The following is a 25,429-nucleotide window of genomic DNA, read 5'->3' as shown; positions in this document are numbered from 1 at the left end:
TGCTCCCTTGCTTCTGTCGTACGGCACGGCCGGGTCCGCGCGGTCGCCCGCGCCCTCCTCCGCATTCCGTACTGAGCGTGCAGCGTACAGAAGAGTCCCCAGGGGAAGGGAGCGATCCTCGGCCGGGCACGCGAACGGGCGAATGCGCACCGGCCCGGCTCGTCGCCCGGCTCGTCGCCCGGCTCGCCGCCCGGCCGGGCGCGCACGGCAGGCCCGCCAGAGGGCGTGCAGTGGGGCGTGCGGCGGGGCGTACGGTGGCCGGATGGACGCTTCGCGGGCGCCGCGCGCCCATCTCGACGACCTGGGCCTGCCGGTACCCGCACGGCCGGTGCGCCGAGTGGTGTCGCTGGTCCCGTCGCTCACCGAGGCGGTCGCCGCCACCGCACCGGAGCTGCTGGTCGGCGCGACCGACTGGTGCACCCACCCGGCGGAGCTGGCAGTGGAGCGGATCGGCGGCACCAAGAACCCCGACCCCGGCCGGATCGCCGCACTCGCCCCCGACCTGGTGATCGCCAACGAGGAGGAGAACCGGGCCGTGGACCTGGACGCGCTGCGCACGGCCGGGGTCCCGGTCTGGGTCACCGTGGTCCGCGACCTGGACCAGGCACTGACCTCCCTGGACCGGCTGCTCACCACCGCCTGCGGACTCCCCCGCCCGCCCTGGCTGGACGAGGCCGAGGCCGCCTGGCGGGCGCTCGGCACCCCGGCCGTACGGCCCCGCGCGGTGGTCCCGGTGTGGCGGCGCCCCTGGATGGTGCTGGCCGGGACACCTTCGCCGGCGACCTGCTCCGCCGCCTCGGCGTACGGCAGCTCTACGCGGACCACCCGGAGCGCTATCCGCGCATCCCGCTCGCCGAACTGCTGGCCGCCCGCCCCGACCTGGTGGTGCTGCCCGACGAGCCGTACCGCTTCACCGCCGACGACGGCCCCGAGGCGTTCCCCGGGGTACCGGCGGCGCTGCTCAGCGGGCGCCACCTCACCTGGTACGGGCCCTCCCTGGCCGAGGCACCCGGCCTGCTGGCGGACGGGCTGGCCCGGGCCGGGCTGCGGCCCTGACCGGGGCCGGTCTGCGCTCGTACGCGGTCAGCCCGCGTGGGTGTGCAGCAGGGCGCTCGCCTCCTCGGCGTTCAGCTCGGCGCCGTAGAGCCTGGTCCCGGGCTGGTGCTTGGAGCCGCCCCGGCCGAGGTAGCCGGCGTCCAGCGGGTCGAAGCCGATGTCCCGGATCAGGCCCGCCACCACGGCCTTGGCGTCCTCGTCCCCGCCCGAGATCGGGATGGCCAGCCGCTCGGGATCGCCCTTGGGGCGGCCTCGGTCGCGGATGTTCTCCCAGTGGATGGCGTTGAACGCCTTGACCACGTCGGCGCCGCCCAGCTGGTCGCGGATCTTCTCGCTGGAGGTGGTGGCGCCGGAGTCGAGGTCCGGGTCGTGCCCGTCCCGCTCCGGGTAGTAGTTGCAGGTGTCGATCACGACCTTGCCGTCGAACCCCTCGGCGGGCAGCTCCCGGTAGCGGCCGTACGGCACCGACACCACGACCACCTCGCCGAATGCCACCGCCTCGGCCGGGGTGACCGCCCGGACGCCGCCGCCCAGGTTCTGGACGAGCGCCTGGAGGGTCTGCGGCCCCCGGGAGTTGCTGATCACCACCTCATGCCCGATCCGGGCGAACTGCCGGGCCAGCGTCGCACCGATATGCCCGGCCCCGATGATCCCGATGCGCATGTGCGCTCCTCTCGCCGCTCGGCACCCTGGCGGCATCCCGGTGCCCCATCGGACGGAACCGAAACCCGCCGCCCGCCCGCCACCGCCCTCAGACCGTCCGCCACCGTCCGCCACCGCCCGACCGGCCCACCGGCCTCGCGGACCCCGGCGCGCTGGTGCACGGTGGACGGGCCGCACCCCACGAGCCTGGGAGACCGCCATGTCCAACCACACCTACCGGGTGACCGAGATCGTCGGCTCCTCCAAGGACGGGGTCGACGCCGCCGTCCGCAATGCGATCAGCCGCGCCTCCGAGACGCTGCGCCACCTGGACTGGTTCGAGGTGGTGCAGGTCCGCGGGCACATCGAGGACGGCCGGATCGAGCACTACCAGGTCGGCGTCAAGGTCGGTTTCCGACTGGAGGACGGCGAATCCGTGGCGTCCTAGCTGACGTATCATCACATCCGCGCCGCCGCAGGGCGCGGCGCGCTCCTCCCCCACAGTCGCGGGCCTCACCGGTCGCGGGCCGTCCGCCCGGTACGGTGCACCCGGGGGCCCGCTTCCGGGAGTTGGAGGAGGAGCGATGGCGCAGCTGGTCGTGGAGAGCGGCGAACTCGTCGTCCACCTGGCGTGGTGGGAGCGGGTCGCAGCACGCCGCAGCGAGGTGCGGGTGCCCCTCGCGGCGGTGCGGGACGTGACGGTCGAACGCGACTGGTGGCGCGCTCTGCGCGGGCTGGCCGGCCGGGGCACCTGGATTCCCGCGCTGATCTGCGTCGGCGCCCGGCGGCACTCCGTCGGCGAGGATTTCACGGTCGTCCGGCCGCGCCACCCGGTGGTCTGTGTGGAGCTCAACCGCCGCTCCTCGCCGTTCGCCCGGCTGGCGGTCTCCGCCGCCGACCCGGAGGCCGTCCGGCGGTCCGTCCGGGCTGCCGCCGGCCTCGGCAGTCGGTAGGGTCCCGGGCATGGCTGCTGCTCCCCGCGACCGTGACGACCTGCCGTACGCGCCGTATCTCAAGCCGGTCGGCGGACCGCTCTCCCGGGAGGGCGACTACGACACCGCGCTCTTCGAGGAGGCCGAGTTCACCGAGCCGGAGGCCGGCGGCGCCCGCTTCACCGAGTGCGCGTTCTCCTCGGTGACCTTCACCGGGGGGCGGCTGCGGCGGGCGCGGTTCAACGACGTCTGGCTGCACACCGTCCGCTGGGTGGGCACCGACCTGGCGCAGACCGGCTGGCTGGACGCCGAGGTCGTCGCCTCCATGCTGGCCGGACTGGAGGTCTTCGACGCGGAGCTGCGGCGGGTGGCGTTCCACAACTGCAAGCTGGACTCGGTGAATCTGCGCGGCAGTGTGCTGCGCGAGGTGTCCTTCACCGACTGCGTACTCCGCGATGTGGACTTCGCCGGCGCCACGCTCACCAGCGTCTCCTTCCCCGGCTCCACCCTGGACGGCGTGCGGTTCGACCGGGCGCGGCTGAGCCGGGTGGACCTGCGGGGGGCTGCCGCCCTGGGGATCACGGACGGGTTCGACGCGCTGCGCGGTGCGACGGTCAGCAGCGCGCAACTGCTTGAGCTGGCACCCATGCTCGCCGCCACCCTGGGCATCACCGTACGGGACAGCGGCTGACCGGCCGGGTCCCAGTGCCGCGCCCGCCCGTGCGTCCACCGACGAGGCGGGCCGCCCGGGGCGGGTGACGGCGACCCGCACGTCGGTTCCCTTCCCAGGCGTCAGGTCGTATAGCCGGAGTTGAGTTCGACGTAACCCTCGGTCAGGTCGCACCCGTACACCGTGAACTCGCCGTCCGCGATCCCGAGGTCGATCCGGATGACGACCTCGTCCCCGGTCAGGTACTTCCGAGCGCGCTCCAGCATCGCGTCATCCGGCTCCTCGGGGAACATCTCCAACTCGCCGTAGTGGATCCGCACCCGACCCGGGTCGATGTCGAACTCGTCCTCAAGCTTGCCGATGGCCATCGCCACCCGTCCCCAGTTCGGGTCGGCGCCGTGCACGGAGGTCTTGACCAGGGGCGAGTTCACCACCACCTTGCCCACCCGCTTGGCCTGGGCCGCGTCCCGGGCGCCGGTGACCTCCACCTCCAGCAGCTTGCTTGCGCCCTCGCCGTCGGAGGCGATGTTCCGAACCAGCGACAGCGCGGCCTGGTACAGCACCTGCTCGAACTCCTCCTCGTCCACCGGCCCGGCCAGGCCGTTGGCGAACACGGCCGCAGTGTCGCTGGTAGAGGTGTCGGTGTCGATGCTGAGCGCATTGAACGTCCGGTCGACCACCCGCCGGAAGACGGCGTCCAGCCGGTCCGCTTCGAGCCGGGCGTCGGTGAAGAAGAAGGTCAGCAGCGTCGCCATATTGGGCTCGATCATGCCGACGCCCTTGGCGATGCCCACGACGACGGCATCACCGCAGCGCAGCTGAACGGACTTGGCCCGGGTGTCGGTGGTCATGATGGCCGCCGCCGCGGCCTCGAAGTCGGCACTCGGGAGGGGCGTCGGCATCCTGGCGATGCCGTCCCGGATGCTCTCGATGGGGTAGGGGCGTCCGATCACCCCGGTCGAGCCGATCACCAGTTCCTCGGGCAGCACCCCGGCCTTCTCGGCAGCGAGCCTGCGGACCTCCTCCGCATGCTCCGCACCGACCTTGCCGGTCGCCACATTGGCGTTGCGGGAGATGACCACCATGCCGCGACTTCCGTGCCGGGCGGTGTCGGCCCGGCTGAGGACCACGCTCGGCCCGGCGAAGCGCGACCGGGTGAACACTGCCGCGGACACGGCCGGCACCTCGGACACCACCACCGCGAAGTCATGCGCCGTGTCCTTCAGTCCCATGTTCGCGGTGTACGAGCGGTACCCCCGAGGCGCTGCCAACTCCATGGCCAACCCTTTCTACCGAGTGAATAGAGATGCCTTGGTCAGCATATCTTCCCAGTGATCAGGGCCGACGATCCGACGGTCCATGTCCAGGTCCTGCCATGGCCTCTCGCGGACATCCAGCCGCCTTGTCCTGCGACCCGCCGCCTGGCCATGCTGAGGCTGCCGGACCGGGCGCCGATGGCTCGTGACACCTCGACTCGATCCGATCTCCACGGGAGGGGCTGCATGCCAGCGATCAGTGCCGCGACGGCGAGCATGAAGTGCGAGGTGCTGCCGGGGGGAGTCGCCCTGGTGGAGTTCTCGCAGGCGCACGAGCAGAATCCGTTCAGCAGCGCCCGTATGCGTGAACTGACGCAGCTGGTCTCGGATCTGGACGGCAGGGGCGACGTCGCCTGCCTGGTGCTGTACGGCGGCGCGAACCGCTCCTTCGGAGCCGGTGGCGACTTCAACGAGGTGTCGGAGTTCCACGGCGGCGACGAGGTGGACGCGTGGATCGACGACATCACCGACCTCTACTCCACCGTGGCCGGGATATCCAAGCCCGTGGTGGCCGCCATCGACGGCTATGCGATCGGCGTCGGCCTACAGATCGCGCTCTGCTGCGACCTGCGCATCGGCAGCAGCGCGTCCAAGCTGGTGATGCCGGAGTTCCAGGTCGGCATCGCCTGCAACTTCGGCGGCTACATGCTCGAAGCCGTGGCCGGGCGCAGCGTCATGCAGGACATGCTCTTCAGCTGCGAGGAGTGGTCGGCCCCACGGGCGCTCGCCGACCGGTTGCTGCAGGAAGTCGTCGCTCCCGAGGAGCTGCTGGACCGTGCGCTCGAACGGGCCCGCCGCATCGCCTCCTACACCCCGGCCGCCGTGCAGTCGACGCGCCCGCGCGTGAACGGCCCCTATGTGGAGGGCCTGCGGCGGGTGCGCGAGGAGGGCAAGCGGTCCCACCGCACCGCGTTCTCGGTCGGCGAGGCGCAGCAGCGCATGCGGCGCGTCATCGGGAAGGGCTGACCGTGGCGCCCCGGAGCAGATGGTGCGTGGTCAGCAACGCCCCTGTCATGGAGCTGGCCTCGCTTGCCCAGCATGCCGAGTTGGGCGACCTGCGGGTGTACTACCGAGGTCCCGAGGGGACCGCCCTGCCCGACGACCTGCCCATCGTCCTGGATGTGCGCACCCTGCGGGCACATCCGGACGGACCGGCCGACGCCCCCGGGTCGACGCTGCATATCGATGCGGACGCGGTCACCGTGCGGATCTCGGCTCTCAATGAGGATCCGGTCTACTACGCGGCCAACCGGCTACGGGGCCGGTTCGCGTACTTCACCGACCTGCTGCTGGCCCCACTGGTGCTGCCCGCCCTCGGGCTGGCCGTCGAGGCGGCCGGGGACGCTCCGGCGCATCAGCGCGGCACACTGCTGCGGGCGGTGGAGCGGCTGCGCCACAGCACCGTCTCGCGGATCCGCCGAAGCGGCGGCGGCTGGCTCGCGGACACGGCGGACGAGCACGATCCGCTGGGCGACTTCCGTATGCCGCACCGCGCCGATCCGCTGGCCGCAGGGGAAGCCCAACTCGAAGCGCTGGCCACAGAGATCGCCCGCATCCACGCCGCCGCCCCGGACGGTACCGGCTATGCGACGCTGCTGTCCGGCGGCATCGACTCCGGCACCGTGACCTATCTCGCGGCGACCGGCGGGTTACCGGTCACCCCCTACAGCGTGGGAACGCCCTGGGGTGACGAACTGGACGACGCGGCCGAACTCTGCGCGGAGCTGGGCATCGGCCTGCACCCCGTCCATCTGTCCGAGGACGAGATCATCGCCTCCATCCCGGAGGCGGTCCGGTGGCTGGGCGCCGCCGATCCCGAGGTCGTGGAGGTCACCCTGACGGCCACCTCCGTGCAGCGGCTGGGCGCGGTTCCGACCGACAGGGTCCTGCTGACCGGGTACGGCAGCGATCTGATCAATGCCGGGCTCTACCGCCCCTTCGAGCACGGGGACGACCTGATCGACCAGGTCCTGGCCTCGGTGGACCGCACCCGGCTGACCGGTGAACTGTCCAACCGCATGCCGCTGGCGTACGGCACGGCGACCCATCACCCCTTCTGGTCCTGGCCGGTGATACGTACCGCGCTTGAGACCGCCCCCGAGTGCAAGGTCCGGGGCGGGCGGGAGAAGTACCACCTGCGCACCGCGATGGCGGCCCGGCTCCCCGAGCCGATCGCCTGGCGGAGGAAGATCGCCGTCCATCACGGCGGCGGCTTGCAGCGGGGTGTGATGAGCCGTCTGGAGAAGGAGACCGGCACCCCGAGGCGGGAGCTGCTGTACCGGGCCTGCTTCGCCGAGCTTCTGGACCGGGCCGCCGAAGGGGAGTTGGAGCCCACGGATCCGTGGCTGCTCTTCGAGCGTGCCGTGCGGCGGGTCCGCGCGCGGTAGCCGCCGCTCACGCGCCTGCCTACCCGGCTCTCCCGGGCTCTCCCGGCCGACCGTATCGATCAAGGAGTACCCATCACATGACCACCGTGGTTTCCAGCCCGCTGACGGAATCCGGCATGGGCACCATGATTTCCCTCGCCGGGAGCGCCGAGAGCACCGACCTGGCCGACCTCGGCGGGGAGATCCGCACCGCCGCCCTTCGGAGCGGATGCGTCCTGGTCAAGGGGGTCGACCTGGACGAGCAGCGGTTCCAGCGCCTGGTCCACGCCATGGGTAGGACGGTCGACCACAAGTTCGGCGAGGGCCGGGCCGATCTGCTCAGGCTCAACGCCTCCCACGACGACGGCAAGGTCGTGACCGGGCGCGGCATGCTGCCCCTCCACACGGACGGGCTGCTGGTCGGCGAACGCACCGATCTGATCATCCTGTATGCCCACGACTTCTCGGATGCGCCCGGCTCCGGCGAGACCTCCGTCTGCGACCAGCTGAGCGCCTGGGGCGAGATGCCGGCCCGGCTGCGCGACACGCTGGACCGTGCCGAGGCGCTGGAATACCTCGTCGAGGAGCGCGGCTACTTCCCGAACGTCCCCGAGGGCTGGTATCCCGTCGCCTCGGTGCGGGACTACGGTCGCGTGCGGTCCCTCAACCTGGCGCTGGACTTTCCCGCCGACACCGTGCCGCGCGGCTGGCAGGTACGGGTACCCGGGCTCGCCGCCGAGGAGTCGGACCGCTTCCTCGCCGAACTCGACGCCTATCTGCGCGGGCCGCGCTTCACGTACCAGCACCGATGGAGCGTGGGTGACCTGATGGTCATCGACAACCAGCGCACGCTGCACGGCCGCACCGCGATCGGCGAGGGCGGTACCAGGGTGCTCTTCCGAGGCCAGATCACACTCTGATGACCTCCGATGACCTCCGCCCCCCTTCGAACAGGAGCCTCATATGCTCAAGCCGCGGCAGCCGGTGCCGTCCCTTGACGTCGCGCTGGTCGGCGGTGGCCGCTGGGTGCTCGCGGAGCAGCGCCCCGATCGCTTCAGCCTGGTCGTCTTCTACCGGGGCGTCCACTGCCCGATGTGCCGGGCCCATGTGACGGAGCTGGACGGCCTGGTCGATGCGTTCGCCGAGGTCGGTGTGACATCGGTGGTGGCGGTGAGCGGGGACGACGAGGGCCGCGCCAGGCGGGCGGTGGAGGAGTGGGACCTGAGCCGGGTCCCCCTCGGCTATGGGCTCAGCCTCGCGTCGATGCGTGAGTGGGGCCTGTACATCTCCAAGGCCATCAAGGAGGGCCAGCCCAACGAGTTCAGTGAGCCCGGTGTGTTCGTCGTCCGCCCCGACGGCACCTTGTACGCGGCTGTGCTCACCAGCATGCCGTTCCTACGGCCGCACCTGGACGAGGTCGTGGAGACCATCCGCTGGGTCAATGACAACGACTACCCGGCTCGGGGTGAGGTGTGAGCGCCGGCGAGCTGTACGCCGCGTTCCGGGCCGTCGCTCAGGGCACGCCGAGCGCGTCGGCGGTGATCGGCTACGACGGGACCGCCTCGTCGTACCAGGCGCTGCTCGGGGCGGTCGACGCCGCGGCCGACCGGCTGGCGGCGGACTTGGTCCCCGGTGATGTGCTGGGGCTGGCGGTGGACGACCCCTTCGCTTTCCTCTCCCTCTACCTTGCCGCCGCAAGGCTCGGCACGGTGACGGTCCTGCTGGACAGCCGACTCTCCGCGCAGGAGCTGGAGCACAGCGCCGCCAGGTTCGACCTGGGCCGGGTGGCCGTGGACCAGGCGCCACCTGCCCGCCCGGGGGCGTTCGCGTGGTCGCCGGTCGGCGAGGCGAGCCTGCACCGGAGCCGGGCGCTGACCGGCTATGCGCACGACGACTCCGTGGTGCACTGCACCTCCGGTTCGACGGGTGTCCCCAAAGGCATCGTCATGAGCCAGGCAGCGATCATGGCGAGGGTCCGCCTCTGGGGCGGTGAGCTAAACCTGAGCCCCGCCGATGTGGTGCTCTGCGCGCTGCCGCTGGCGCACTGCCACGGCATCGACGTGCTGACCCTGCCCACGCTCCTGACGGGTGGCACGGTGGTCTTCGCGCGGGGCGGGCAGTTGACGGCGCGGGGGCTGGCTCGGCACATCCGGACCCATGGCGTCACGGTGATGAGCGGCCTGCCGGTGATGTACCAGATGCTCACTGCGGCACGGGGGGTGCCGCCGACGGCACTGCGCACGCTCCGGTTGGCCATCTCGGGGAGCGCGCCCCTGGCGGTGGCCACCCAGCAGCGGTTCCTGGAGCGGTACGGGTTGCCGCTCCGGCAGGTGTACGGCCTCTCGGAGATCGCCGTGATCTGCTTTGACAAGGCGTATGCCGGCAACGGCTCCATCGGCAAGCCCATCGCCGGGGTGGAGTGGCGCCTGGAGCCCGTGCCGGTGCGCGGCGCCGGGCAGGAGCCCCTGTATGAGCTGTACGTCCGGGGGCCTGCGCTCGCCCGTGGGTACTACCGCGATCCCGCCGCCGACGCGGAGATGTTCGAGGACGGCTGGCTCAGGACGCGTGATGTCATCCAGGCGGATGCCGAGGGGTGGTACATCCGCGGGCGCCAGTCGGGCTTTGTCAATGTCGCCGGGAACAAGGTCGGACCGCTGGAGGTCGAGGCCGCGCTACGGGAGTGCGCCGGGGTGGTGGAGGCCGCAGTGGTCGGCACCCCGGACGCCGAGAGCACCGAGCGGATCGCCGCCCTGGTCGTCGCGGACGGCGCATTTGAGCTGGGCACCGTGAAGAGGCAGCTCAGCGGGAGGCTGCTCTCCTACCAGCTGCCGCAGCGGTACCAGACCACGACGGCGCTCCCGCGTACACCGCTAGGGAAGATCGACTACGCGGCCGTGAAGCGGCTCATGGACAGCGGTGAGGCGGCGGTCACATGACGGGTCATCTGATCGAGGGTGGGGTTGCCGCCGACGTCCGGGCCGGGCTCGACGGTGTGGCGAGCGGGCTCTTCGCCAGGCTGGCGATCAAGTCGGCCGCCGAGCACGAGGAGAACCCCGAGAGCGCGCTCGCCGCTCTGAAGGCCACCCGCGCCACGGCGATGCTCATCCCGGCGCAGTGCGGAGGAGCCGGAGTGTCGGCGTCGGACGCCGTGCGCTTCCAGCTTGCGCTGGGCGCGATGGCGCCGTCGGTGGCGATTGCGACCACGATGCACCACTACAAGATCGCCGCGCTGGGCAATGTCGCGGCGGCCGGTGTCGCCCATGCCCAGGTGGTCCTCAAGGACATCGCGCAGGGGTCCAAGCTGATCGCCTCCGGTGGTGCGGAGTCCACTCCCGGCCGGGATCTGCGAACCCTCGGGAGCTGGGCGGTCCGTGACGCCGATGCCTATCTCGTCACCGGGCTGAAGCGGCCGTGCAGCCTCTCCACCAGCATGGACATGCTCTCCCTGATGGTCGAGCTGCGGGCGCCGGACGGCTCCCCCGAAGGGTATGCCCAGGCGTTTGTCGAAGCCGGTGCGGACGGTGTGCAGCGCGAGCCGTTCTGGCGGAGCCCGGTCTTTCTCGCGGCCCAGAGCCACGCCGTCCGCCTGTCGGGCGTGCGCGTCCGGGGCGACCATGTCTTCCCGCTTCGGGGGGAGACCGGGCTGCGCTTCGCCTCCGACTGCTATGCGTGGTTCCAACTGCTGATCAGCGCCTCGTACCTGGGCATCGCCCGCTGCCTGGCGGAGGCCACCGCACCGGCCCGGCGGGCCGACTCGCGCGGTTGGACCACGGCGGTGGCGCGGCTCCGCCGACTGGCGGCCGTCCTGGTGGACGCGGCGCGCGCGGTCGACGATCGCAGGCCGGTACGCGAGCAACTCAACCTGGCGGTACAGGCACGAGACCAGGTCGAGGACGAGGTGAGCGCCCTCGGCGGCCGGCTGCTGCGGGCGGCGGGCGGCGGCTCCTTCGCCGGTACCGGCTTCTACACCGCACTCGCCGGTGGGCTGAACGCAATCGCATTCCATCCGCCGCAGCGCGGGTCACGCGAGGGCATCGGCCTGGAGCTGCTGGACCCGGAGTCAAGGGACAAGGACTGAGCATGTACACCAGAGACCACTTCAGCCTGCCGTTGACCGCCGTGTATGACTTCGTGCGGGCGCGATCGTTCGGCGTGCTCGCGACATATCTCGCGGGCACGGTGTACACATCGCCGCTCCCCGTCGATCTGCGCGGCACCGACGGCACCCACACCACCACGCCGTTTGTCGCCGGTCATGTCGCCCGTGCGAACGACCTGGCGGCTGCGTTCGGTGCAGGGGCGCCGGCCACGATCACCGTGCTCGGGCCGGACACCTACGTCCCCGCGGAGTGGTTCGGGACCCGCAGCCGCATTCCGACCTGGCTGTACTGCGCCGTGGAGATCTCCGGCCGACTTGAACTCAGCGACGGCGACCGGACCCGCGCGGATGTGGAGGTGCTGATCGACCGATTGCAGCGGCGGACCGTCGAGGGATCGACCTGGTCCCTCGGGGAGATACCGGAGCACCTGACCGATGGATACCTCCAAAATATCGTGGGCTTCCGGCTGCGCGACCTCCGGTTCACCTCGTGCTTCCGGTTGAACCAGGGCAAGGGCGGTATGGAGAGCCTGTCGGCAGCGCTGGATGCCAGTGATGTCGCCGCCCGCCAGGAGCTGGCGAAGCTGGTCCTGCGGCCCCCGACCGCCCCAGCCGAATGACCGCCGTGACGCGGGACCAGGATGCCCTCGGGCTGCTGCTCGACCTGGACCCGACCGACCGCACCGCCGTCGAATGGTGCCGCCATGAGCTGACCTACGCCCTGCTCGACTCGGCGGTCGACGCACTCGCGCGGCTGCTGGTGGCGAGGGGAGCGCCCCGGACCCATGTGCTGCTGCTCGGTCCGCTCTGCCCCGCCTATGTGGTGGGGCTGCTGGCCACCCTTCGCTGCGGAGCCGTCCCGGTGCCGGTGGACGCCGGGATGACGGCCGACCAGTACGCCTGGGCCGAGCGCGCCGCACGGCCGTCGACCATCCTGACCAGCGACCTCTCCACGGTGGCGCACTACCAGGGAGCCGGTGCCGCCGATGAGGTGGTGCTGGACGCCGCGACCGGCCGGGTCATCCTGGACACCTCGGCCGGCAGGAGGTCCGGGACCGCTTGGCGCTACTCGGAGCAGGACGCCGGCTACCTCATCCCGACGTCCGGGTCGACCGGGGCGGCCAAGGCGATCGTGGGCAGCCGGACCGGGCTGCACGCCTTCCTGTCGTGGTTCGTGGGCGAGTTCACCCTTGACGACCAGGACATATGCGCGGCCGTCACCCGGGTGAACTTCGACCCCTCGCTGCGCGAACTCCTGAGCGTGCTGGTGGTCGGCGGCAGGCTCTGCCTGCCCGAGGTCGACGCCCAGCTCGACCTGCGTGCACTGCGGAGGCACTTCATCGGGAGCAAGGCGACGATCGCCTTCCTCGTCCCCTCCCTCGCGCGGCGGATCGCAGAGGTGCTGCGCGCCGAGTCCATCCGGCTGGACCGGCTTCGGCTGGGGTTCTTCGCGGGTGAGGTGCTCTCCTCACGGGTGGTCGAGCAGTGGGCCGAGATCGCCCCCGACGCCGAGTTCGTCAATCTGTATGGGATGACCGAGGGGACCTTGGCGCAGCTCTACCGGCGCGGGGTACGCCCCGGGAGCGGCGGCCGGTCGCAGGGCATCCCGGTCGGGCGGCCCCGCCCCGGCGTGTCGGTGGCGATCGACCGGGCCGATGGCGAGGGGCATGGCGAGGTGGTGATCGGCTCATCGGCGCCGGCGCTGGGGATGCTCACCGGCGGTCCCGGGCCGGAGCCGGGAACGTTCCAGGTCGACCCGATGGCTCCCGAGCTGCGGACCGGCGACCTCGGCTGCTGGACGGACCACGGTGAGCTGGTGATCGTCGGCCGACTGGGAAACGACCTCAAGGTCTCCGGCAGACGCGTCTCATTCCACCGGTTCGCGGATCTGGTCGAAGACCTCCCCGAGGTGGATCAGTGCATCGTCGTCGGCAGGCAGGGCCTTCCGCATGCCTTTGCCACCGTGGCGGAACTCGCGCCGGACCGCGAGGAGCGGTTACGCGAGCGGATCCGCGGTGTCGCCCGGCGTCTGGGGCTGCCCCGGCCGACCGTGCACCTGCGCCGGGAGCTGCCGCTGCTGCGCAGCGGAAAGGTCGACCGGGTCGCTCTCACCGCGTCCATCGAGGACTCTCCGACGGTCGACGCAGCCTCGGTGGGCCGGGACGCCGGTACTGCGGAGGTCCTGCTGGGGCTGCTCGGTCTCGGTGCCGGGGTCGCGGCCTCGACCTCCTTTGTCGACGCGGGCGTCTCATCGCTGGACATGACGGAGTTTGTGCTGGGGGTCAACCGGCGCTTCGGGCTGAGCCTCTCGGCCCGGGACTGCTTCGAACACCGCGATGTGGCCTCGCTTGCGCTGGCGATCGAGCGGACCGGCAGGCCCGCCGCGCCCTCGGCCGCGCCCCCCGGCGACCGCCAGGAGGACACCACCGGCGGACGTGCCGCCTATCCCCTGTCGACCCGTCAGGTGGCCTATATGGCGACCTGTATGGCGGACGGCAACGCCAACTGGTGCAACCTCTCCCGCGAGATCCGGATCGAGCGGGTGGTGACGGCGGCCGAGGTGGCGGCGGCGGTCGATGGGCTGGTCGCGCGCCATGACGCGCTCAGGCTCTCGCTTTCGGCGGACTGGTCGCAGCTGATCCACTCGGGCGCCGCCGACCTGCGGTACCCGATCACGGTCCACGAGGCGTCCGATGCGGGGAGCGAGACCGATGCCGAGTACCGCGCCCGGGTCCAGGAGGCACGGGCGCGGGCCGTGTCGCCTCCGATCGACCCCACCGCCGCTCCTCCGCTGAGGGTGGCGGTGGTCCGGTCCGGCGGCCGGAGTTCCGTCCTCCTGGTCGCACACCACCTGTTCGCCGACGGTCTGAGCATGGATCTGATCGCCGGCGAGGTCCGCTCGGCGCTGCTGGGGCAGCGGATCGGCAGCGGACCCCCACGGCAGGGCTACCGCAGCTACTGCCTGGCGACCCGGCGCACCTCGGAGACGCCGACGCCCGATGCCGAGTACTGGCGGGCCTTGCTGCGCGGTGCGGAGCAGATCGAGCTGCCGGAGGCGGTCAGCGACGACGCCCGCAGCGGGGAGCTGCTGTCACGGCCGTTCGGGGTCGGACGGTCCAGGGAGGCCCGACGGCTCGCGGCGGCGGCCGGTGTCTCGGTCTTCTCGGTCGTGCTGGCCGCCTTCGATCTGGCCGTCTCCAGGACGTTCGGACTGCGCCCGCTGACGATCGTCGTGCCCGTGCAGATACGCGAGGGCGTACGGAACGCGACCGCGGGCATGTTCATGAGCCAACTCATCGTCCGAGGCGGCGGATCGGCCTCACTGCCGGACAACGCGCGGGAGTTCGCCCGTCAGTTGGACCAGGGAGCTGCAAGAAGCTCATGGGAGTTCGACCAGCGGGTCGGGGAACTCGGGCTGGCCGGATCGGACTGCTTTCCGCTGACGACCGTGCTCTTCAACCAGCACCCCAAGGAGCGCGGCCTACGGGTCCGTGACCTCGGCAGTTGGCAGCCACGGGCGCTGGGCCGGACGCTGCGCTACCAGGTGCAGGGCGAACTGCACATGTCGGGCTCGGAGATGGCGCTGACCTACTACTACAGGCGGGGAATCGCCGGGGACGGGACCGGAGTGATCGACCGGATCCATGCACACGTTCTCGCGGCGCTGTCCTCGGCAGGAAGGACCTTGAATGCGGAATGAGGTCTCCCCGCTCACCGATCGCGAGGCCGCTCTCCTTGTGCACCGGGCCGGTGGCACACCGCTGTACGTGTACAGCAGGCAGGCCATGCGCGAGGCCGTCCGACGGGTACGCGCGGCTTCGGTTCCGGACGCGGACATCTACTACTCGCTGAAGGCAAATCCGCATGTCGGGGTCGCGGGCTTTCTGTCCACGCTGGTGGACGGATTCGACGTCTGCTCATTGGCGGAGATGGAGACCGCGCTGAACGCCGGAATGCCGCCGGAGAGGGTGCTCTTCACCGGCCCGGCCAAGACGCACCAGGAAGCGGTTGCCGCGCTGGCGGCGGGGGTCGCGGTGACAATCGAGTCGCCGGGGCAGTCCCGCCTCTTCGCGAAGGTGGCGACCGAACTCGGGGTCGCCGGGCGGGCCGTCGTCCGGCTGAACACGCCCTACCCGGGCAAGAGCGCCGACGCTCCGACGTCACCAAACCAGTTCGGTCTGTCGACGGAGGTCTTCGCCGAGGTCGTACGCATCCTCGCCGCTTCGCCCCTGTCGCTCATCGGGCTGCACATGTTCTGGGGCTCGCAGTACTCCGACGCCGGTGTCATCGCCGCAGCGCGGAGGGCGGCACTGGAACGGGCCCAGGCGCTGTCGACCCGGTTCGGGCTGGCCTTCGAGTTCCTTGCGATCGGCGGCGGCATCGCCATGCCGTGGTGTGATGCCGATCCTCCCGTGGACTGGGAGGGGCTCAAGGCCGCCGGCCTCACTCCGGGTGGGCCGGGGATCGGCGGCTCGGCCACCGTGGTCTGCGAGTACGGCCGGGCCATCGCCGGACCGGCCGGCAGCCTGCTGACCACCGTGCTGGACACCAAGACCATCGGCGACCGGAGATACGTCCTGGTCGACGCCGGGATGAACCATGTGCTCATTGCCAGCCGCCTGGTGGCGGGCGCCGGCCGGGGCGAGCCCTCGGTCCGGGTGGTGAATCCAGGCAGTCCGGACGTCACCAGCCGGACCACCGTGACCGGTCCCCTCTGCTCACAGCTGGATGTGCTCGCCGAGGACGTTCTGCTGCCTGCGGTGGCGGTCGGCGACACGCTGGTCTTCTCCGGCATGGGTGCCTATGGGCCGACGTTCAGTCCCGGCGGATTCCTGAGTCGCGACCAGGTCAGAGAGGTCGTCTTCTGACATGCGAGACACCCTTGCGTCACTGAGCCCGATCCAACGTGCCTACCTCGTCGGGGACCAGGACGGCATGGAGCTCCGCGGACCCGCGCGCTACTACCTGGGGTGCGACCTCAGCCCGGCGCGCGTTCCCGGTATCGGCGACCGGCTGAGGCGGTTGGTGCGCGCCAACGGCATCCTGCGCACCCGCGTGGGCGCCGATCTGTCGCTCTCCACCATGCCCGGCGACACGGCGGCGGAGGTCCGGGCCGACATCCGCCGGGTCCCCGACGCCGACTTTCCGGGGGCCAATGACGCGGTCCGCCGCGCGCTCTCCGCCGAGGAGTTCGCATTCGACGGATGGCAGCAGGTCAAGGTCGTCGTGGTGCGGTCCGACCGCCGGGCGCGACTGCACCTCGTCTATGCCCTCTGGCTGATGGACGCGGCGTCACTCGACCTGTTCCTCGCCGAGTTGGTCTCCGACCGGGACGACGGCGAAAACCGAACCGCCGAGGACCGATGTCCCCGCAGTGCCGGGCGTGACCGCTCCGAGCGCGACCGACGGTTCTGGCGCGCGAGGGCCGCAGCGCTTCCCGACCCTGCGGAGCTGCCGCTGCGCCCCGACTGGCGCCACGCGGGCCCGGAGATGACCCACCGCATGGTGACCGTCGACGCCCCCGTGGCGGCAGCGGTCGTCCGGCTGGCGAGCCGCCATGGCCTCACCCCCTCGGCGGTCTATCTCACGGCCTACGGCGCCATCCTCGGGCGGCTCGGCGGCGGGGTCGCCCACACCGTCACGGTGCTGCATTCGCGGCGTACCCAGCTCCCGACCCCTGACACCCTCGGCAATCACGGCAGCACCATGCCGCTGGAGATCCCGGCGACGACCGGGCAGAGCCTGCTCGACATCGCCCGGACCGTCCAGAGCCGCTGTCTCAGCCAGGCGATGCACGGGTCACTCGGCGGCGCGGAGATCGCGCGGCTCGGCGATCCCAACGGCGACCTGCGTCGGCTGCCCCATCCCTATGCCTTCACGGCCCTGGAGGTCGACGGCCTGCGCGAGGCGTGGCACGGGCTCCGGCGGCGCTGGGACGAGGTCCGGCTGCGGGTGCCGCAGGTGCTGATCGACCATCAGGTGGTCATGGAGGCAGACGGCGGTGTCCGGTTGGGTTTCGACTGGCGGACCGACGCATTCGACGCGGGGTTCATGGCCGACTTCGTGGACCGGTACGCGGCCTTCGTCAGGGAACTCGCCGAGTCCGACGACACCTGGACCCGCGTCCCGCAGCGCACCCCCGGCCCGTCGCCGGTGAAGCCGCGCCGCAGCGCCGCCGCTGCCGAGACGCTGCACGGCCGGGTGCTGCGGACCGCCGCCGGGACGCCCAACTCCCCCGCCGTGCACGACGCACACGGCACCCTGAGCTACGCCGAGCTGGTCGAGCAGGCGCACACGGTCGCGGGCCTGCTGCTCGACGCCGGTGCGCGGTCCGGCGACCGGGTCGCCGTCCACCTGCCCCGGGGCCGGGGACAGGTGATCGCCGTACTCGGGAGCCTGCTCGCCGACTGCGTCTACATCCCGCTGGACCATGGCACGCCGGACGGACGCCTTGACGCAATCGCGCGGCGCGGCGGTGTCCGGTTTGCGATCACCGGCGGGGAGCCCCCGGCAGACGGCCGCTGGGTACAGCGCGGGGTGGAGCCCGTGCCGCTGCCGACGCCCCTGCCGCTGCCGACGGTGGCGTCCGGGCATCGTGGACGGCGGTCCGGCCCGGGTCGGAATCCCACCGCCTATGCCATCTTCACCTCGGGTTCGACCGGGGAGCCCAAGGGGGTCGTCATCTCGCATGCGGCGATCGTCAACACCCTCGACGCGGTGAACGACCAGCTCGGCATCGAGGCGTCGGACTGCGTGCTCTCGGTCTCCTCGATCGGCTTCGACCTCTCCGTCTACGACATCTTCGGTCCCCTGCTTCGCGGCGGATCCGTAGTGATGCTCTCGGACCAGAGCGCCAGAGCCCCTGCCGTCTGGGCCGAGGCCATCGCGAGGCACCGCGTCACGATCTGGAACTCGGCTCCGGCGCTGGCCTCGCTTCTGACGGAGGAGGGGGCCGCCACGCCCTCGATTCGGGCCTTTCTGCTGAGCGGCGACTGGATTCCCTTGACGCTTCCGGGGGCGCTGAAGGCCATGGCACCCGCCGCAGAGGTCATCAGCCTGGGCGGCGCGACGGAGGGCTCGATCTGGTCCATCCACCACCGGGTCGGCGAGGCGGACTGCGGCGGCCGATCCATCCCCTACGGCAAGGCCCTGGCCGGTCAGGACGTGCTCGTGCTCGACGCCGAGCGGCGCGTCTGCCCGGACTGGCAAATCGGCGAGCTCCATATCGCCGGGTCAGGAGTGGCCGACGGCTATCTGAACGACCCGGCGAAGACCGCGGCGGCGTTCTTCGACGATCCCGAACTCGGCTGGATCTACCGCACCGGGGACCGCGGCCGTCGTCATCCCGACGGCGTCGTCGAGTTCCTCGGGCGCACCGACACCCAGGTCAAGCTGAACGGGCACCGCGTGGAACTCGGGGAGATCGAGAACCTCCTGGAGAAGTCGGACGCCATCCGCCGCTGCGCTGCCTGCGTCCGAGGCGACGGTCGCCGCAGACGGGCCATCGCCTATGTCAGCCTCGCTCCGGACGCACCGAGCGGCTGGCGGCAGGAGGCGTATGCGACGCTCAGGGACGCCGTGCCGCAGTACATGGTTCCGGAAGCCCTCATCGCGCTGGACGAGATCCCCTTGACCGGCAACGGCAAGGTGGACCGCCGGCAGCTGACGGCGCTCCCGCTCGGCGATGCGCCCACCGACGCGGCGACCGGCGCGGCGACCGGCGCGGCGACCGAACCGCAGCGGCACGGGCTGCATGGTCACGAGGTGGCGAGGTGCTGGCAGGAGGCGCTGGGCGAACCCCCGGGGCACGGCACCTTCTTCGAGGCGGGCGGCGGGTCCTATGACGCGATTCGGATGCTCTCCCTGCTGCGCGGCAGGCATGGCTACCATGTGCCGTTCGGGGACTTCATGGCGGATCCGACGTGGTCGGGCCTGGTGTCGCTCTGCCGACGGGCACGCCCTGCGGAGAGTTCCGGCATCTGGACGTTCAGGCCGCGCCCCTGCGCCGACCCCCGGCTGCGGCTGGTCCTCCTTCCGCCGGTGGGAGGCGGCGTCTCCTGCTACTCCGGCCTGATCCGGGAACTGGCCGCCGACGTCGATGTGCATGTCGTCGGCTTCGACGGACCGCCGGCCGGGTTCGCCGACGGACGGTCCACCCTGACCGGACTCGCCCGCAGCTGCCTTCAGGAGTTGCCTCCGGAGGCCCTGGGTGACGTCGTCCCCCTGGTCTTCGGCGGCTGGTCGTTCGGGGGCGCCCTGGCCTTCGAAGCCGCCCGGGTCTGCGGCGTGCCGGTGGCGCGCGTGGTGGTGGTCGACACCCCGGTCTCCGCCGGCTCCCGTGGCTGCGGCGACGACGCCGCCGCTCCGGCGGCGGACGGATTCGTCAGGGACATCCTGGAGACCAGCGGGGTGGCCGTCGAGGTGGAGCAGCTGTCCACCGATCCGACGCTCGGCAGCAGGTTCGATGTGTATCGGCAGAACATGGCGCTGCTGCGCGCCTGGGCGCCGGAACCCTGCGATCTTCCCGTCGTGGAACTCCGGGCGGGCGACGACCCGGCAGAGCGGGACCCGGGCGCCTGGGGCCGGATCGGCCGGGTGGAGCAGGTGGTGCTGTTGGCGGGCGGGCATTTCGGTGTGTTCGAGGGTGGCAACGCACACCGGGTGAGAAAGGCGATCGAAGGGATGAGGCGATGACTGAATCGCGTGTGCGCGCCGCCGTCTTGGAGGAGTTGGCGTCCCGGGGGTATCTGCTGTCCCCGTCCGAACATGGCCAGGATCTGATCGGCGCCGGCGTCAATTCGGCGTCATTGATCCAGATCCTGTCCATGCTCGAAGAGATATTCGATATCGATTTCGATATGGAGGCTCTCTTCTCCGCGCCGCTGACGGTCATACGGCTGGAGGCGGAGATCACCCGGATCGCCGGGTTTGATGTCCGGTCAGTCGCGGGCGGCGCCGGTCGTGTTGCGGGAGCCGTGCAGGCCGATGGCCACCAGGACGCCCGTGACCAGGGTGACGGCGGCGTCGATCGCCAGCACCGTGTGCACGCCGGAGAGGCGGTCCTGGGTCGTGGTGGCCACAACGCCGAGCAGCGGGATGCCGATGGTGATGCCGACCTGCTGGCTTGAGGTGACCAGACCGGTCGCCAGGCCCTGCTGGTCGTGCGGAATGCCACCGGTCACCGTCAGGCCGTACGCGATGATGCCGCCCAGGTTGCAGACGCAGGCCAGCGAGATGGCGGGGGTGACCAGCCAGACGCTGCGGTCGCTGGAGCCGATGCCCAGCAGCGCGGCGACAAAGAGTCCCTGGCCCAGCAGGAAGCCGACCAGGGCGCGATGGGCACCGAAGCGTCCGATCAGCCTCGGCACGAACCCGCCCGACAGCGCCGCCGCCGTGCCCTGCACGCCGAAGACCAGGCCCGTCTGGAGCGGCGAGAGGTCCAGCACCTCCTGGAGGTACAGGGTCATGGCGAAGACGACGGTGCTCATCATCGCGAAGGTGACCAGGCCGCCGAGGTTGCCCCAGGCCACGGTGCGGCGCTTCAGCATCGCCAGGGAGACCAGCGGCTCAGCCGTCCTGGCCTCCACCGCGACGAAGGCGACCAGCAGCAGCACGCCCGCCACCAGGGTGGCGATCACATCGGCGCCGCCGAAGCCCCGGTCGGCGGCCGTCGACAGGGAGTAGATCAGGGCCAGCAGTCCGGCGGTGACGGTGGCGGCCCCGGGCAGGTCCAGGCGGGGCCGCCTGGCCTGGCGGGACTCCTCGATCAGGCCGGGCGCGAACGGCAGGACGACTAGCGAGAAGAGCGCCAGCAGGCCCATCGTGGACCGCCAGCCCAGCATGTCGGTGAGGACACCGCCCAGCACCGTGCCGACGGTGAAGCCGACGGAGAGCAGGGTGCCGTTGATGCCCAGCGCCCGGTCGCGCTGCGGACCCTCGGGGAAGGTGGTGGTGAGGATGGACATCCCCGTCGGGACGATGGCGGCGGCGCCGACGCCTTGCAGAGCACGCCCGGCGAGAAAGACGGCGGGGTTCCAGGCGAAGGTGGCCAGCAGCGAGGCCGCGCCGAAGATCGCCAGCCCGCTCAGGAAGAGCCTGCGCCGCCCGAACAGGTCACCGGCCCTGCCCAGGAGCAGCAGGAACCCACCCGAGGGCAGCGCAAAGGCGGTGACCGCCCACTGGAGCGCCGACGGGCTCATGCCGAGGTCATGGCCGAGCTTGGGCAGCGCCACGTTGAGCACCGAGAAGTCGAGCGCGATCATGAACTGGGCCGCGCACAGCACCACGAGGACCAGCCTGGCCCGGGGCGTCAGCCGCTGCGCTGCCTGGGGCGCTGCTGTCGGGGGTGCTGCTGTCGGGGCTGCGGAGGGGGCGGCGGCATCGAGACCGCTGCCGCTGTCGATGTGCTGAGTCATGGAGGTTCCCGTGGAAGAAGAAGGGGGGTAAGTCGGACGGGGCGGGCGGGCGGAAGGGGGGTGTCAGGGGCTGCTCATTCCTCCAGTACGGGTCCCAGGTGGCGGAATCCGCCCCCTTCGAAGATCAGCGGCATTCCGTCCCGCAGGGTGCGGCAGCGCTCCACCGTGCCGATGGCGATGACGTGGTCCCCCGCCTCGACCAGGCGGACCGGGCCGCAGGCGAAGTACGCCAGGGCTCCGGCCAGCACGGCTCCGCTGGCCACCGGTTCGTCCGCCAGTTCCACCCCGGCGAAGCTCGCGGCCCCGGTCGGCCGCTCGGAGCTGGCGAACCACCGGGCCAGCGCAGCCTGTTCGGCACCGAGCACATTGACCGTGAACCCGCCGGAGGTCTCGACCACCGACCGGATGCGGGCGCCGTCCATCACGGAGAAGGAGACCAGGGGCGGGGCGAGCGACAGCGTGGTGAAGGAACTCACCGTCATGCCGTGCAGTGCGGCGCCCTGCCCGCTGGTGACCACGGTGACGCAGGCGGGCAGGCAGCGGGCGACCGTACGCAGCGCCTGCGGGGTGACCGCCGTCCGCCCGACGGCGGCGGCATGCACGACGGCGGTCAGGGGGACCCCTCCATCTGCCGTGGCAGCGCGTCCGCTCCCAGCAGGACCGCCGCCAGATGGGAGACGCCCGCGCCGAACAGGACCAGCGTGCCCTCCTCCGGCACAGGCGCCTTGGGCTCCGCGACCCGGTCGGCCAGATTGATCAGCGGGTCACTGCCGAGGCAGTGCCCGATCCGGCCGACATTGCCCAGGGCCGGGGTGTCGCCGCCCAGCCCGACATCGGCGAGGTAGAGCTGGAGCACATTGCGGGCGAAGTTGCTGGGCAGCACGGCACGCACGTCCTTCAGGTCCGGACGCCGGGCAGCCTCGGTGAGCCTGGCGAACAGCTCGCGGTGCGCCCTGACCCGGGTCAGCAGCTGCTGCTGCGGGCCGGTGTCCTGGTGGACCTCGGGCGCCGAGTGGTGGGCCGTGGCCAGCACCGGCAGGCCGGGTGCCGTCGCCGAGACCAGTACCGAGGCGGCGGCGTCGCTGGCCACGGCCGCGCCGCCGGCCACCACCCTCGCCCCGCCCGTCGCCCGGTCGGCGAGGTCGCCGGAGATGACCAGGACGTTGCGGGCCGTACCGTCGCGGACCAGGGAGGCGGCGGTGCCCACCGCGACCATGGCCGTGGCGCAGTCCATCAGGCCGAGGGTGACTACCGTCGCCCCGGTGAGGCCCGTCTCCGCCAGCAGTTCGGCGACATCCCGGTGGGCGGCGCGGCCGTGCGGCAGCGAGTCCGTGGCCAGCAGCACCAGGTCGACCTCGGTGCCGGGGACCGCCGCCTCGGCAAGCGTGCGCTGCACGGCCACGGCCATCAGTTCGGTGACCTCGGCCTCGGACCAGCGGTAGGTGTGGAAACCGGCTGCGGCTGCGGTGAGTTCGGCCGCCACTGCGGGGTCGGCCTGAAGCTCCGGCAGCTCGATGACGGGGTCGGCCCGCTCTCCCAGCTCATAGGCGGGCGCACAGAGACGTGGAGTGGTCACTGGTCCGCCTCCCGGGCTGCGGCCTGCGCCGCAGCCGTGAACCCGTCGGCGAGTCGGCGCACGGTCGCCTCGTCGTACAGGGCGGTGTCGTACTCCAGCCAGCCGGTGACGCCGTGCGGGCCCGGGTAGACAGCCAGGGTCAGGTCGTAGCGGGCCGTGCCCTTGTCCACGTCGGCGGTGGCCACGGCGGCACCCTGGATCCGCCGGTCGTCGGCCGCGAGGTGGTCGAAGACGAAGACCGCGTCCAGCAGCGGCTGCGTACCGGGCAACTGCCGGTCCGAGGTGATCCGTTCACCGGGGTAGGAGGCGTGCGCGAGACCTGCCCGGGTGGCGGCGCGCACCGCGCGGACGCGGTCCCGGTGGGTGCCGGCGCCGCTGTCGCGCAGCCGTACCGGCAGCACATTGAGCAGATAGCCGACGACCGTGTCGGTGCCCGGTCGGTTGCGGCCGGAGGTGAAGGTGCCCAGCAGGAGGTCGTCCTGCCCGCCGAACTCGGCGAGGGCCGTCCAGGCGACGGCGAGCCAGCCGACGTAGGCGGTGGCCGCCTCGCGCGTCGCCGACCCGGCGACCGCATCCGCCACCGGCGCCGGAAGGGTGAAGTGCACCCGGCCGCCGACCCGCTCGGTGACCGCGCCGCGCGGCCGGTCGGTGGGCAGCGGTCCGGGCGCTCCGGCGGTCTGCCCCGCCCAGTACGCCGCTGCGGCACGGCCCTCGGGGCCGTCCGTCCAGCTCAGCTGGTCGCGGGCGAAGGCGCTGAAGGGGCGGGCCGGTCCCACGGTGGCCGAGGGCTGCGCCAACGCGTCCAGCAGCAGTTCGAAGGACCAGGCGTCAAAGGCTAGGTTGTGCACGGCGAGCAGCAGCCATGCCTCGTCGGCGGCCGGTGTCTCGGCCAGCGCCACCCGCAGCAGCGGGCCATGGGCCAGGTCGAACGGCCGCCGGGCCAGCTCCCGGGCGTACTCGTGCGCCTCAGCCTCGGTGGCGCAGCGCAGCCGGGCCAGCTCGGGCTCAAGCCGCTGGTGCACGACACGCCGCACGCCCGGCCCGCCGGTCGTCGTCCCAAACGTCGTACGCAGCGCCTCATGGGCCGCCGCGAAGCCGCGCACCCGCTCGGTGAGCAGGTCGAGGTCGACCGGGGCTCCGGTGAGGCGGACGGCCTGGCAGACCACGTCCACCGGGCGGCCCCCGACGGCGTGGTGCGCCTGCCACAGGCGGAGCTGCCCTGGTGTCAGCTGGTCGCCCCCGGAGTCCTGCCGGGGCATGCGGGCGCGCAGCGCGGCGCGCTGCTGCGGGCTGAGGGCCGCCAGGCGGGCGGCCAGGGTGTCGGTCATGCGTACCGCCCGCGCAGCTCGTCAAGGTGGCTGAGGCTCTGCACCACGAGTTCCTCGTCCACCCCGAAGTCGATCAGGCAGGCGATCTCAGTGACGCCCATGCCCCGGAACCGCTCGACGACCGCTCCGCAGGAGTCGGGTGTGCCGAGCAGGGCGCCCTTCCCGAAGTACTTGTCGAAGGCGAAGCCGATCAGCTGGTCCTGGTCGCTCTGCGACATGTCGCGCACCCCGGCGCCCGGCGCGGTGTTCTTCTTCTGCGAGTCGATGACGGTGAAGAAGGAGCGCAGGTAGTCGCTGAAGGGCTGTCGGACAGTCTCCCGCACCTCGTCGAGGTCGGTGCCGATGAAGGTGTGCAGCATGAGTGTGACGGTGACGCTCTCCGGGTCGTGCCCGTGCGCCTCCAGGGTCTTGAAGTAGAGGGCGAGCTTCTCCTCCAGCTCCTCGTTGGTCATGTCGATGAGCGCGGTCAGCACATTGCAGCCCATCCGTCCGGCGGCCTCGAAGGTCTCCGGGCTCTTGGTGCAGGTCAGCCAGATGGGCAGTTCCGGCTGCACCGGCTGGGGGTGCAGCTCCACCTCGACGTGGTTGCCCAGGCCGTCCTGGACGTAGACGGGGGCGCCCTCCCACAGCTCGCGGAGCGTGGTCACGGCGTCGAAGGTGCGTTGCCGCCTGTCCTGCCAGCCGCCGGGGTTGATGGCGAAGTCGAGCGGGCTGAAGCCGGTCGCCAGGGCGATGCCGGCCCGTCCTCTGGAGAGGTTGTCGACCACCGCCCACTCCTCCGCGACCCGGATCGGGCTGTGCAGCGGCAGCACGACGCTGCCGGCCCGGATCCGAAGCCGCTGGGTGGCCATGGCAAGCGCGGCGCCGAGCACGGCGGGGTTCGGGTAGAGGCCGCCGAAGCGGTGGAAGTGCCGCTCGGGCGTCCAGATCGCGGTGAAGCCGTGCTCGTCGGCGTACCTGGCCGCGTCAAGGACGAATCGGTACTTGTTCTTCTCGTCGCCGGAGAAGAAGATCAGGCTGAAGTCCACG

At 71.6% G+C, this 25,429-nt stretch carries 20 protein-coding genes and 2 pseudogenes; 15 read left to right on the top strand and 7 right to left on the bottom strand.

What is annotated here, in order from left to right; translation table 11 throughout:
- The first annotated feature begins 337 nt into the window (after nucleotides 1-337).
- Nucleotides 338-1,056: pseudogene (locus C7M71_RS17090) on the top strand (helical backbone metal receptor).
- A gap of 27 nt (nucleotides 1,057-1,083) precedes the next feature.
- Here the strand turns inward: C7M71_RS17090 and C7M71_RS17085 are convergent.
- Nucleotides 1,084-1,755 carry an NADPH-dependent F420 reductase gene (locus tag C7M71_RS17085; RefSeq protein WP_407675910.1) on the bottom strand — a complete coding sequence of 224 codons (672 nt, stop codon included), beginning with the start codon at nucleotides 1,753-1,755 and terminating at the stop codon, nucleotides 1,084-1,086.
- A gap of 163 nt (nucleotides 1,756-1,918) precedes the next feature.
- Here C7M71_RS17085 and C7M71_RS17080 point away from each other — a divergent pair, with 163 nt between their 5' ends.
- The 3 genes from C7M71_RS17080 (at nucleotide 1,919) to C7M71_RS17070 (ending at nucleotide 3,321) form a co-directional block, all read left to right on the top strand.
- Complete coding sequence (locus C7M71_RS17080; protein ID WP_111489509.1) at nucleotides 1,919-2,146, top strand: dodecin; 228 nt, start codon at nucleotides 1,919-1,921, stop codon at nucleotides 2,144-2,146.
- A 136-nt stretch (nucleotides 2,147-2,282) separates the two neighbouring features.
- Nucleotides 2,283-2,651 (top strand): hypothetical protein, encoded by a 369-nt coding sequence (locus C7M71_RS17075; RefSeq protein ID WP_111489510.1) that lies wholly within the window; start codon nucleotides 2,283-2,285, stop codon nucleotides 2,649-2,651.
- A 10-nt stretch (nucleotides 2,652-2,661) separates the two neighbouring features.
- Complete coding sequence (locus C7M71_RS17070; protein WP_111489511.1) at nucleotides 2,662-3,321, top strand: pentapeptide repeat-containing protein; 660 nt, start codon at nucleotides 2,662-2,664, stop codon at nucleotides 3,319-3,321.
- Nucleotides 3,322-3,422: 101 nt separating this feature from the next.
- Here the strand turns inward: C7M71_RS17070 and argJ are convergent, their stop codons facing one another.
- Complete coding sequence (gene argJ / locus C7M71_RS17065; protein ID WP_111489512.1) at nucleotides 3,423-4,577, bottom strand: bifunctional glutamate N-acetyltransferase/amino-acid acetyltransferase ArgJ; 1,155 nt, start codon at nucleotides 4,575-4,577, stop codon at nucleotides 3,423-3,425.
- Between the two features lie 225 nt (nucleotides 4,578-4,802).
- Here argJ and C7M71_RS17060 point away from each other — a divergent pair, with 225 nt between their 5' ends.
- The 11 genes and pseudogenes from C7M71_RS17060 to C7M71_RS33235 form a co-directional block, all read left to right on the top strand.
- Nucleotides 4,803-5,582 (top strand): enoyl-CoA hydratase/isomerase family protein, encoded by a 780-nt coding sequence (locus C7M71_RS17060; protein WP_111489513.1) that lies wholly within the window; start codon nucleotides 4,803-4,805, stop codon nucleotides 5,580-5,582.
- A 26-nt stretch (nucleotides 5,583-5,608) separates the two neighbouring features.
- Nucleotides 5,609-7,003 carry an asparagine synthase C-terminal domain-containing protein gene (locus tag C7M71_RS17055; protein ID WP_111489514.1) on the top strand — a complete coding sequence of 465 codons (1,395 nt, stop codon included), beginning with the start codon at nucleotides 5,609-5,611 and terminating at the stop codon, nucleotides 7,001-7,003.
- A 77-nt stretch (nucleotides 7,004-7,080) separates the two neighbouring features.
- Nucleotides 7,081-7,902, top strand: coding sequence for a TauD/TfdA family dioxygenase (locus C7M71_RS17050; protein WP_111489515.1), 822 nt, complete (start codon nucleotides 7,081-7,083; stop codon nucleotides 7,900-7,902).
- A gap of 43 nt (nucleotides 7,903-7,945) precedes the next feature.
- Nucleotides 7,946-8,458 (top strand): peroxiredoxin-like family protein, encoded by a 513-nt coding sequence (locus C7M71_RS17045; RefSeq protein ID WP_111489516.1) that lies wholly within the window; start codon nucleotides 7,946-7,948, stop codon nucleotides 8,456-8,458.
- Complete coding sequence (locus C7M71_RS17040; RefSeq protein WP_111489517.1) at nucleotides 8,455-9,918, top strand: class I adenylate-forming enzyme family protein; 1,464 nt, start codon at nucleotides 8,455-8,457, stop codon at nucleotides 9,916-9,918. Before C7M71_RS17045 ends, C7M71_RS17040 begins: the two co-directional genes overlap by 4 nt.
- Nucleotides 9,915-11,060 (top strand): acyl-CoA dehydrogenase family protein, encoded by a 1,146-nt coding sequence (locus C7M71_RS17035; RefSeq protein ID WP_111489518.1) that lies wholly within the window; start codon nucleotides 9,915-9,917, stop codon nucleotides 11,058-11,060. Before C7M71_RS17040 ends, C7M71_RS17035 begins: the two co-directional genes overlap by 4 nt.
- A gap of 2 nt (nucleotides 11,061-11,062) precedes the next feature.
- Nucleotides 11,063-11,701, top strand: coding sequence for an FMN-binding negative transcriptional regulator (locus C7M71_RS17030; RefSeq protein WP_111489519.1), 639 nt, complete (start codon nucleotides 11,063-11,065; stop codon nucleotides 11,699-11,701).
- A 5-nt stretch (nucleotides 11,702-11,706) separates the two neighbouring features.
- Nucleotides 11,707-14,781, top strand: coding sequence for an AMP-binding protein (locus C7M71_RS17025; protein WP_162824285.1), 3,075 nt, complete (start codon nucleotides 11,707-11,709; stop codon nucleotides 14,779-14,781).
- Nucleotides 14,771-15,949 (top strand): alanine racemase, encoded by a 1,179-nt coding sequence (locus C7M71_RS17020; RefSeq protein ID WP_111489521.1) that lies wholly within the window; start codon nucleotides 14,771-14,773, stop codon nucleotides 15,947-15,949. Before C7M71_RS17025 ends, C7M71_RS17020 begins: the two co-directional genes overlap by 11 nt.
- Nucleotides 15,950-16,016: 67 nt before the next feature.
- A complete protein-coding gene (locus tag C7M71_RS17015; RefSeq protein ID WP_162824284.1) occupies nucleotides 16,017-19,775 on the top strand; it encodes a non-ribosomal peptide synthetase in 3,759 nt (1,252 codons plus the stop codon).
- A pseudogene (locus C7M71_RS33235) lies at nucleotides 19,772-19,951 on the top strand (phosphopantetheine-binding protein); the annotation flags it as partial. The gene C7M71_RS17015 and the pseudogene C7M71_RS33235, both read left to right, overlap by 4 nt.
- Before the next feature lie 69 nt (nucleotides 19,952-20,020).
- On the opposite strand, the gene C7M71_RS17005 reads toward C7M71_RS33235, so the two are convergent.
- From C7M71_RS17005 to C7M71_RS16985, 5 genes are all read right to left on the bottom strand, one after another.
- Complete coding sequence (locus C7M71_RS17005) at nucleotides 20,021-21,496, bottom strand: MFS transporter (protein ID WP_111489524.1); 1,476 nt, start codon at nucleotides 21,494-21,496, stop codon at nucleotides 20,021-20,023.
- A 74-nt stretch (nucleotides 21,497-21,570) separates the two neighbouring features.
- The gene (locus C7M71_RS17000) at nucleotides 21,571-22,098 is read right to left on the bottom strand and encodes a flavin reductase family protein (RefSeq protein WP_162824283.1); all 528 of its coding nucleotides are present in this window, start codon (nucleotides 22,096-22,098) and stop codon (nucleotides 21,571-21,573) included.
- A gap of 8 nt (nucleotides 22,099-22,106) precedes the next feature.
- On the bottom strand, nucleotides 22,107-23,072 hold the full coding sequence (locus C7M71_RS16995) for an acyl carrier protein (RefSeq protein WP_111489526.1): 966 nt from the start codon (nucleotides 23,070-23,072) through the stop codon (nucleotides 22,107-22,109).
- Nucleotides 23,069-24,400, bottom strand: coding sequence for a condensation domain-containing protein (locus tag C7M71_RS16990; protein WP_111489527.1), 1,332 nt, complete (start codon nucleotides 24,398-24,400; stop codon nucleotides 23,069-23,071). The genes C7M71_RS16995 and C7M71_RS16990 overlap by 4 nt, the downstream gene beginning before the upstream one ends.
- Nucleotides 24,397-25,428, bottom strand: a complete 1,032-nt coding sequence (locus C7M71_RS16985; RefSeq protein ID WP_111489528.1) for a MupA/Atu3671 family FMN-dependent luciferase-like monooxygenase — start codon at nucleotides 25,426-25,428, stop codon at nucleotides 24,397-24,399. The genes C7M71_RS16990 and C7M71_RS16985 overlap by 4 nt, the downstream gene beginning before the upstream one ends.
- Nucleotide 25,429: the final 1 nt, after the last annotated feature.

Source organism: Peterkaempfera bronchialis, assembly GCF_003258605.2.
GTDB lineage: Bacteria > Actinomycetota > Actinomycetes > Streptomycetales > Streptomycetaceae > Peterkaempfera > Peterkaempfera bronchialis.
The sequence above is the reverse complement of the archived record's forward strand: the minus strand, read 5'-3'. Positions and strand labels throughout refer to the sequence as shown.

Bases quoted from the DNA above. Each gene is read 5' to 3' on its own strand.
- C7M71_RS17070 (WP_111489511.1), top strand. From the start codon at position 2,662: ATGGCTGCTGCTCCCCGCGACCGTGACGACCTGCCGTACGCGCCGTAT.
- C7M71_RS17005 (WP_111489524.1), bottom strand. From the start codon at position 21,496: ATGACTCAGCACATCGACAGCGGCAGCGGTCTCGATGCCGCCGCCCCC.
- C7M71_RS17030 (WP_111489519.1), top strand. From the start codon at position 11,063: ATGTACACCAGAGACCACTTCAGCCTGCCGTTGACCGCCGTGTATGAC.
- C7M71_RS17045 (WP_111489516.1), top strand. From the start codon at position 7,946: ATGCTCAAGCCGCGGCAGCCGGTGCCGTCCCTTGACGTCGCGCTGGTC.
- C7M71_RS17020 (WP_111489521.1), top strand. From the start codon at position 14,771: ATGCGGAATGAGGTCTCCCCGCTCACCGATCGCGAGGCCGCTCTCCTT.
- C7M71_RS17060 (WP_111489513.1), top strand. From the start codon at position 4,803: ATGCCAGCGATCAGTGCCGCGACGGCGAGCATGAAGTGCGAGGTGCTG.
- argJ (WP_111489512.1), bottom strand. From the start codon at position 4,577: ATGGAGTTGGCAGCGCCTCGGGGGTACCGCTCGTACACCGCGAACATG.
- C7M71_RS17085 (WP_407675910.1), bottom strand. From the start codon at position 1,755: ATGCCGCCAGGGTGCCGAGCGGCGAGAGGAGCGCACATGCGCATCGGG.
- C7M71_RS17050 (WP_111489515.1), top strand. From the start codon at position 7,081: ATGACCACCGTGGTTTCCAGCCCGCTGACGGAATCCGGCATGGGCACC.
- C7M71_RS17015 (WP_162824284.1), top strand. From the start codon at position 16,017: ATGGAGCTCCGCGGACCCGCGCGCTACTACCTGGGGTGCGACCTCAGC.
- C7M71_RS17075 (WP_111489510.1), top strand. From the start codon at position 2,283: ATGGCGCAGCTGGTCGTGGAGAGCGGCGAACTCGTCGTCCACCTGGCG.
- C7M71_RS17035 (WP_111489518.1), top strand. From the start codon at position 9,915: ATGACGGGTCATCTGATCGAGGGTGGGGTTGCCGCCGACGTCCGGGCC.
- C7M71_RS16990 (WP_111489527.1), bottom strand. From the start codon at position 24,400: ATGACCGACACCCTGGCCGCCCGCCTGGCGGCCCTCAGCCCGCAGCAG.
- C7M71_RS17080 (WP_111489509.1), top strand. From the start codon at position 1,919: ATGTCCAACCACACCTACCGGGTGACCGAGATCGTCGGCTCCTCCAAG.